Origin of the sequence: Lactococcus sp. UBA7128 (assembly GCF_002492185.1) — a bacterium.
Classification (GTDB): Bacteria; Bacillota; Bacilli; order Lactobacillales; family Streptococcaceae; genus Lactococcus; species Lactococcus muris.
Map to the genome: position 1 here is coordinate 42,242 of NZ_DKXK01000079.1, position 3,819 is coordinate 46,060.

At 37.3% G+C, this 3,819-nt stretch carries 4 protein-coding genes; 1 reads left to right on the top strand and 3 read right to left on the bottom strand.

Annotated elements, in window-relative coordinates; translation table 11 throughout:
• The first annotated feature begins 108 nt into the window (after nt 1-108).
• A complete protein-coding gene (locus tag B4H39_RS08725; RefSeq protein ID WP_202230209.1) occupies nt 109-351 on the top strand; it encodes a GlsB/YeaQ/YmgE family stress response membrane protein in 243 nt (80 codons plus the stop codon).
• A 97-nt stretch (nt 352-448) separates the two neighbouring features.
• Here the strand turns inward: B4H39_RS08725 and B4H39_RS08730 are convergent, their stop codons facing one another.
• The 3 genes from B4H39_RS08730 to B4H39_RS08740 form a co-directional block, all read right to left on the bottom strand.
• A complete protein-coding gene (locus tag B4H39_RS08730) occupies nt 449-1,624 on the bottom strand; it encodes a DUF998 domain-containing protein (RefSeq protein ID WP_251421546.1) in 1,176 nt (391 codons plus the stop codon).
• Nucleotides 1,625-1,866: 242 nt separating this feature from the next.
• Nucleotides 1,867-2,790 carry a LacI family DNA-binding transcriptional regulator gene (locus tag B4H39_RS08735; protein ID WP_251421549.1) on the bottom strand — a complete coding sequence of 308 codons (924 nt, stop codon included), beginning with the start codon at nt 2,788-2,790 and terminating at the stop codon, nt 1,867-1,869.
• The gene (locus B4H39_RS08740; protein WP_251421552.1) at nt 2,787-3,596 is read right to left on the bottom strand and encodes an HAD family hydrolase; all 810 of its coding nucleotides are present in this window, start codon (nt 3,594-3,596) and stop codon (nt 2,787-2,789) included. The genes B4H39_RS08735 and B4H39_RS08740 overlap by 4 nt, the downstream gene beginning before the upstream one ends.
• Nucleotides 3,597-3,819: the final 223 nt, after the last annotated feature.

The following is a 3,819-nucleotide window of genomic DNA, read 5'->3' on the forward strand; positions in this document are numbered from 1 at the left end:
AAAAATTATTAGGTAGACGAAATCCCATTTAAAAAAAGCAAGATGAAAAGTTTGTAAGTGTATTTTTAATTTGTTAGAATTATTATACAATATAGAAAGAGGTATCTTATGATTTGGTCATTAATCGTTGGCGCAATTATTGGGATGATTGCAGGTGCAATCACAAGTAAAGGAAAATCCATGGGATGGATTGCTAATATCTTAGCTGGTCTTGTAGGCTCAGCTGTCGGTCAAGCATTGTTAGGAACATGGGGGCCAAGTTTAGCAGGAATGGCTCTTATCCCTTCCATCATTGGTGCTGTTATCGTTGTAGCTGTTGTGTCTTTCTTCTTAAGCAAGATGAACAAGTAGGCTGGATAGAGTCAATATATACTTGAAAGAAGAGCAAAAAAACAAGGCGAGCCTTGATGTACACCTCAAAAGTTTAACTTTTTGGAGGTCACATCATCTACTCTCCTTGTTTTTGTATTTTAATTTCTTCATCTTCAAGTATACTGATAGAGTACACACTGGATTCGTGCAGCATCTTTTGTAGCGCATTAATCATCATTACGAGCCAGGAGAAAGAAATAGCAAAGGCGATGATTTCAAAAACAGTGAGTGAGAGATAATGAACTTTTAGAAATAAGACAGCTGATGCCACAAGTCCTATAAAAACAAAGGCAGACATGCTTAAAAACTCTTTTGACAACTGTGGAAGAAGATATTTGCTCAACGGGATTAAAACGATAATGCATAAAACGATACCGTAGGCAGAAGCATTATGAAAAACCATGGTCCAGGACTGGGCAGGGAAAAGTCCCACCCCAGCGATAAAGAGAGCAATAACATAGTAAAAGGCTTGAACAACTTTAATCTTGAAGTTGTAAAATTTACTTTTTTGGAATTCAACGAATAAATAATCAGTGATTGTCAGGAGCATTAGGGCTGAAAAAATCATCGTAAAATTAAACTGCCATTGATTTTCAGCCTCGCCCGTCCCTAAGAAGCTAAAATTATATTGCCACCAGCCATTTTGTCCATTTGTTGCCATGGAAAGAAAAATTCCACCGATGAAAGTAACAAAAAGCAAAACGATGAGATGAGATATTTTGACCGAAACTGCAAAGAGAATCAAAAAATAAAAGACGATTGCAGAAAATAGAGCAGACAAGAAGGAGGCTGTCAGAGGGTCCAAGGTTACGCCAACAAAGGTCATTCCAAGAATATGCCAAATCAAAGCTTGAACTGCGAAAATAATGAGTGTATAGGCTAGTCCGATGGTTCCAAGTTCTCTTATGCGACTGATTTTCCGTTTTTTCGTGGCTATGTTCTGTTTTGCATAAACCCAAATAAAAGTGATAAAACCAATAATTGTAGCACAGAGCATGCTCATACCAGCTACAGAGTGATATCTGCCACCTGTGAAAGCTATTTGCCCTTCACCACTTAGTAAGAAAGTCATCAAGGAAATTACTAAGCTTAATAGGCTGGGGATAAGAACATAATGTAAAGAAAAATTTTGAATATCAACTTGCTTTGCATCATTTTTTAAGACAACTTGATCTTGTTCAACGAATATTTTATATTTCTTTTGATCGATTTTATGCATAAGCTCATCTGGAATTTCAATAATTTTTTTCATTAAAACCTCTCCGCTTTTTAATTTTTATCCTAAGCTATTATATCAATATTTTCAAGATTAGGCTTTGTCCATCCTTTTGTTTTTTAATAGGCGGATTTGGAGCAAGTTTTGAATGTTTTTCTAAAGCAAAAACCCTTCTCTTGTCCATAAGAAGGAGAAGAGTGTATTTTTTGGTTTTTAGCCAATCAAAAAATCCCAAGAAATTCACAACTTGGGATTTATTTCAGTTGCATGTATTCAGATTAACGCTTCAAGATAAACTCAGAATGGATAGAGGATTGCTCCATTGTTTTGGAGATAGCTTGCTCAAAAGCCATCCGCCCAACCTCTTGACAGTGGTTATCTACAGTAGGAATTTTGAGCAGCTGCCCTGAAAGTAGTCGTTCTTGCCCTACAATAATAGGCTTGGGAAGGTGTTGTTCATCAAACCAGCGCCAAACGTTGGCAGCAATGTCGTCAGAGTTGGCAAATATCCCATCAAACTGAATAAGTTCTGGGGCTAAACGATAGGCATCTTCGGCTGATATTAAGCCCGACTTTATCTGTTCAAGATGGGGGTTGATCTTATAAATATCCCTATATGCTTGTAGGGTTGTTGATATAGTTGGACTGTTTCCTCTGGATAAAAGAAATCCGATATTTGAGCAATTCTGTTCCTTAAGCCATTGAAAAGCCTGACGATAGGCTGGAATACGGTTGGCATAGGTCGCTGGAATGTTACTGTTTTCGGGCCGATAGCAAAGGACAATGGGGCCATATTTCTGATATTTAAGAATCGTTTCCTCAGATACCTGACGGGAGGTGAAGATAATTGCATCAAGGGCTTTTTTTCGTAATTTTTCCAGATATTGGATTTCCAAGTCTTGATTATAGTTTGAAGGCAGAATAATAATTTTATACCCAGTTTCAAAACTTCTTTCAAGGATACCTTCGAGTATCTTGCTGAAAAAAGAGGCTTTGATATAGGGGAGAACAACACCTATATTATGTGTCGCACCGTGCGCAAGCTCTTGTGCAATTGCGTTTGTAGCATAGTCTAGCTCAGCAGCGGTTTTGAGTATTTTTTCACATGCTTTTTGGGAAGCATAGCCGTTACCTGATAAGACACGAGAGACAGTTGCCTTGGAATATCCCGTGAGTTTGGCAATATCAGAAAGAGAGGTCATAAGATTACCTGTTCATTGATTTCGCGAATGGCTGAAAGAGCTTCAGTCACACCATGATCTGTATTTTTTCCTACGACCATTTTAACATATCTCTTGACGTCTGCGTGAGCATTATCTACTGCAATGGGGAGACCAGCAACTTTTAGGAGGGGAATATCATTATGACCGTCTCCAATGGCAGCAGCTTCTTCAAAGTTTAGATTTTTTTCTTTCAGAATGGATTGGGCAGCATCTGCCTTTGTTTTTTGGCTGGAAGTGATCTCTAAAGTATAAACTGTCGAACGTGTAAGCTGAATTTCCGAGATGTTGAGTGCTTCCAGTGAAGCTTGTATATGCAACAGCTCCTCTGGGTCAAAAGTCATGAGCATAATCTTGTAAATTTCAGAATTTCCGTCAAAAGCTTTTATTCGTGGTTCAGCGCCAGTGAGCGCCTTTTGGATAAAGACAGCCTTGTCCTGTTTTTTGATATACCAATGTGCAAGACTATACCAGCTGAGGCTTACAGTGGGGAAATTTGAAGAAATGTAATCTAAAACTTCTGAAACCGTCTCAGCAGGTAAGATGTGTTTGTCTATAACTTGAATTCCAAAGTCATTTTGGGTAAAAATCAAGTTCCCGTTGAAGGCAATTTGTGGCGTTTTTAATTGGAGCTCGTTCAGTATGTGGCTCATTTCAAAGGGACTACGTGCTGAGACCAGTGTAACTGGGATATCACTAAGACAGATAGACCAGCGATTTGTATCAGAAAGATAGCCATGTGTGTCCAGAAGTGTTCCATCCATATCTGCGAAAATGTGTTTGATCATCGTCAAATCTCCTTTATATTTTTGATGATTTCATTGTAAATTATGAAACGCGTTCCATGTCAAGAAAAAAGAATTTACTTTTTTATTTATTGTATAAACAGAAAAAACTTGCGATATTGATAGATAACATTATAAATTTTATATAAATTCATACAAATTCTTGCAATTTAAAATATTTTCATATATAATAAATTTTAAATTTGAGAAGGAGAAAAAATCACAT